This window comes from Candidatus Desulfolinea nitratireducens (genome assembly GCF_982879505.1).
The window spans coordinates 1-3,710 of sequence record NZ_CEYOSI010000284.1 but is presented as its reverse complement, the minus strand read 5'-3'; the positions used below and the strand labels follow the sequence as shown (position 1 = coordinate 3,710).

The following is a 3,710-nucleotide window of genomic DNA, read 5'->3' as shown; positions in this document are numbered from 1 at the left end:
ACGCAAATTACAAGCTCAGTTCCCGGTTCTACCTTTAGGTGCGTAACATGAGTTAATAAATATATGATCTTTGGTCTCATGACCTAAGGAAATGTTCTTTTTGTTCAAAAAATATATCGAATATATTCCATCAATACCTCGTTAATAATTGACACAGACAGTATCTTTTAGGAGAATATATTATGAAAGCAATCGTGTTTGAGAAATACGGACCGCCGGATGTCCTTCAACTCAAGGAAATAGAGAAACCTATTCCGAAAGATAATGAAGTCCTGATAAGAGTAGTTGCGACCACCGTCACGGCGGCGGACTGGCGGATGCGAAAGCCTGATCCAGTTGCTGCAAGGCTTTTCAACGGTCTTTTTAGACCCAGGAAATTCAATATTTTAGGGTTTGAGTTGGCAGGGGAAGTTGAAGCTGTTGGAAAAGATGTAAAACGATTTAATAAAGGTGATCAGGTTTTTGGCAATGCCGGCTTCAGTTTTGGGGCATATGCTGAATATAAATGTCTGCCCGAAAATGGAGACGTGGAAAAAAATGGCTTGCTTGCAATTAAACCAGCCAATCTTCCATATGAGCAGGCTGCTGCCGTTTCTTTTGGGGGCTTGGCAGCATTGAACCATCTTAAAAAGTGGAATATCCAAGGCGGTCAGAAGGTGCTGATCATTGGGGCTTCTGGTAGTGCGGGGACTTATGCGGTCCAACTTGCCAAATATTATGGGGCCGAAGTGACCGCAGTCTGCAGCGGTTCCAGCTTTGATCTGGTGAAATCTCTTGGCGCTGAGAAGGTCATTGATTACAACAAAGAGGATTTCACAGAAAAGGAAGAACGGTACGATCTGATCTATGATGCGGTGGGAAAAATGATCTCGGGACTCTCTAAATCAAAATGTCAGAAAGCACTTAGCCCGAACGGAACTTTCCTGACTGTGGAAATGTCACGAAAGGATCGCGCTGAAGATCTAAGCTTGCTTGCCGAACTGATTGTGGATGGGAAGATAAAAGTGGTCATCGATAGACTCTATCCCCTGGAGGAAATTGCCGAGGCGCATCGATACGTTGAAAAATTGCATAAAAAGGGAAATGTTGTCATAATTGTGGAGAGTTAAAATGAAAGCGATCGTTAATCAAGAATATGGTTCACCCGATGTGCTCAAATTTGAAGAGGTTGAAAAGCCAACCCCTAAAGACAATGAAGTCTTGATAAAAATATATGCAGCATCTGTAAATACAGGCGAATTTTATTTTCTGACCGGTAAACCTTTCCTGGTCCGATTGAGTCCCGGGGGGCTGCTAAAACCAAAGATCACGATTCTCGGAGGAGATGTAGCCGGGCGCGTGGAAGCGGTTGGGGTGAATGTAAAGCAGTTCCAGCCAGGGGATGATGTCTTCGGGGATATATCCGAGTCTGGGATGGGCGCTTTTGCGGAATATGTATCAGCCCCCGAAAATGTGCTGACGAAGAAGCCAGCCAGCCTATCGTTTGAGGAGGCAGCGGCAATTCCCACATCCGGGGTGACTGCCCTACAGGGAATTCGTGATAGTGGAGAAATTCAGCCCGGGCAAAAGGTATTGATCGTTGGCGCGTCCGGAGGGGTGGGGACATATGCTGTGCAGATTGCCAAATATTTTAGAGCCGAAGTCACTGCTGTCTGCAGTACAGGAAAAATAGAATTGGTGCGCTCTATCGGTGCAGACCATATCATTGATTACACTCAGGAAGATTTCACTCAGAGTGGGCAACAATTTGATCTGATCATTGCTGTGAACGGATATCATTCAATATCTGACTATAAAGGAGCATTAAATCCCGAGGGGATTTATGTCTGTATTGGAGGGAAAATGAAACAGATCTTCGCATCCCTGATCCTGGGGCCATTGCTGTCAAAGAAGGGGGGGAAGCAAATCAGGAATATGGGATCGGTAAAAATAAATCAAAACGATTTGGTGGTGATGAAAGAGCTTTTCGAAGCTGGCAAGGTCATTCCTGTTATCGATAGACGTTATCCGCTAAGCGAGACTGCTGAGGCTTTTCGATTTTTTGGAGAGGGACATGCCAAGGGTAAGGTAATCATCACTGTCACTGTAGTGGAGGACGGCGAGTAGTGACTAGTGGCTAAGAGATCAACTAACGTGAATTAGGTCAAAAAGGAGAATGAATCATGCCAAGTGTAAATATCACCCTCTCAATTATCTGGATCGCGGTCATGCTCACCTATCTTTTAGGGGATGTTTTGCGTATCCTTACCGGCGACGTTACCCTTGGGAAAATCGATGGGGTGAAGTTCACCCAGGGTATGTCATTTGGTATTGCAGTCTTGATGGTTATTCCAATCCTGATGGTGGTGTTTTCTCTTGTGCTGCCTCAGAATATCAACCGCTGGGCAAATATCATCGTAGCCGGATTTTGGTTACTTTTCAATCTGGTGGGATTACCTACTTATCCGGGCCATTACGATAAATTTTTGCTGGCTGTAAGTATGGTTTTTAATGGCATTACAATTTGGTATGCTTGGAATTGGGTCTAAAAGGAGGAGATATATGATGAGCAAAGAAAAATCTGGTCGGATACACTGGATGGATAACCTAGGACCATCACCATCCTTGGGAAAATTTAGCCCAGAGCAAAAGAGCTGGATATGGATATTCGGCGATCCGGTGATGATGCGCTATCTGGGGGAGGCCTGGAATCCAGACCAGGTCGTGGAAGCGCTCCAGAGGTGGCGTGAAAATTGGGTGTTAAGAATTGCTGGTATGGCCTCCTTATCAGGAAAGATACCTTTGATGTGATTGGCATGGCGGGGTTTACAGAGGATCCAAGTCATTTTTCTCCGGTTCGTGATACATCTTGCGATCTGGAGAAAGTAGCAAACACTGTCCCTGTCACTCTTTCAATTACCAAACGAGGACTCAAAATGGCCGGGGAAGACTTGTTCAGCTTAGCTTGGGGTTATGCTTGCATGATCTATCAGAAGGAACAGGATAAATAATATATACTACGGAGCTATGATATGCTACACTTCGCAAAGCGGAGTAAATTGGGATTGATCAGCCTCTTGGAAGAGCGATTGAGGAATATATGCCAGAAATCAAAAGAATTGATCTGATGATGCCTTTCAAATTGGGAAGGGTCAATTGCTATCTACTTAAAAACGATTCTGACTATATTTTGATCGATACGGGGAGTTCAAATCAACAAGCTGAACTTGAAGAAGCGCTTGAGAACGAGGGCTGCATGCCTGGTAATCTCAAGCTGATCATTCTAACCCACGGGGATTTTGATCATACTGGCAATGTTGCCTACCTGAGCCTGAAATTTGGTACTCAAGTAGCCATGCATATTGATGACTCGGGGATGGCTGAGTATGGGAATATGTTCTTTAACAGAAAAGAACCTAATATACTTATCAGAAAGATAATTCCTGTTCTTTCCGGTTTTGGCAAAAAAGAAAGATTCAGACCTGATCTGATGATTGAGGGCGGAGATGATCTCTCTGCCTATGGTTTCGATGCGGAAGTAATTTCCATTCCCGGGCATTCCAGAGGCTCTATCGGAATCTTGACTGCTAATGGCGATTTTTTTTGTGGAGATCTGTTTGAAAATATGGACGAACCCTCACTCAACTCGATTATGGACGAATCAGATACAGCGAATGCCAGTATTGAGAAGTTAACAAGATTCAAAATTAAAACAGTATATCCTGGGCACG

The 3,710-nt window shown here is 44.2% G+C and carries 5 protein-coding genes; all 5 read left to right on the top strand.

The window, feature by feature from the left end; all coding sequences use genetic code 11:
- The first annotated feature begins 182 nt into the window (after nucleotides 1-182).
- Nucleotides 183-1,109, top strand: coding sequence for an NAD(P)-dependent alcohol dehydrogenase (locus AC3DOM_RS16575; protein WP_487920145.1), 927 nt, complete (start codon nucleotides 183-185; stop codon nucleotides 1,107-1,109).
- A 1-nt stretch (nucleotide 1,110) separates the two neighbouring features.
- A complete protein-coding gene (locus AC3DOM_RS16570) occupies nucleotides 1,111-2,106 on the top strand; it encodes an NAD(P)-dependent alcohol dehydrogenase (protein ID WP_487920144.1) in 996 nt (331 codons plus the stop codon).
- Between the two features lie 56 nt (nucleotides 2,107-2,162).
- Nucleotides 2,163-2,528 (top strand): DUF6326 family protein, encoded by a 366-nt coding sequence (locus AC3DOM_RS16565; RefSeq protein WP_487920143.1) that lies wholly within the window; start codon nucleotides 2,163-2,165, stop codon nucleotides 2,526-2,528.
- A 16-nt stretch (nucleotides 2,529-2,544) separates the two neighbouring features.
- Nucleotides 2,545-2,790 carry a hypothetical protein gene (locus AC3DOM_RS16560; RefSeq protein WP_487920142.1) on the top strand — a complete coding sequence of 82 codons (246 nt, stop codon included), beginning with the start codon at nucleotides 2,545-2,547 and terminating at the stop codon, nucleotides 2,788-2,790.
- A 289-nt stretch (nucleotides 2,791-3,079) separates the two neighbouring features.
- Nucleotides 3,080-3,710: MBL fold metallo-hydrolase (locus AC3DOM_RS16555; RefSeq protein ID WP_487920141.1), on the top strand; the 631-nt coding region annotated here is incomplete at its 3' end.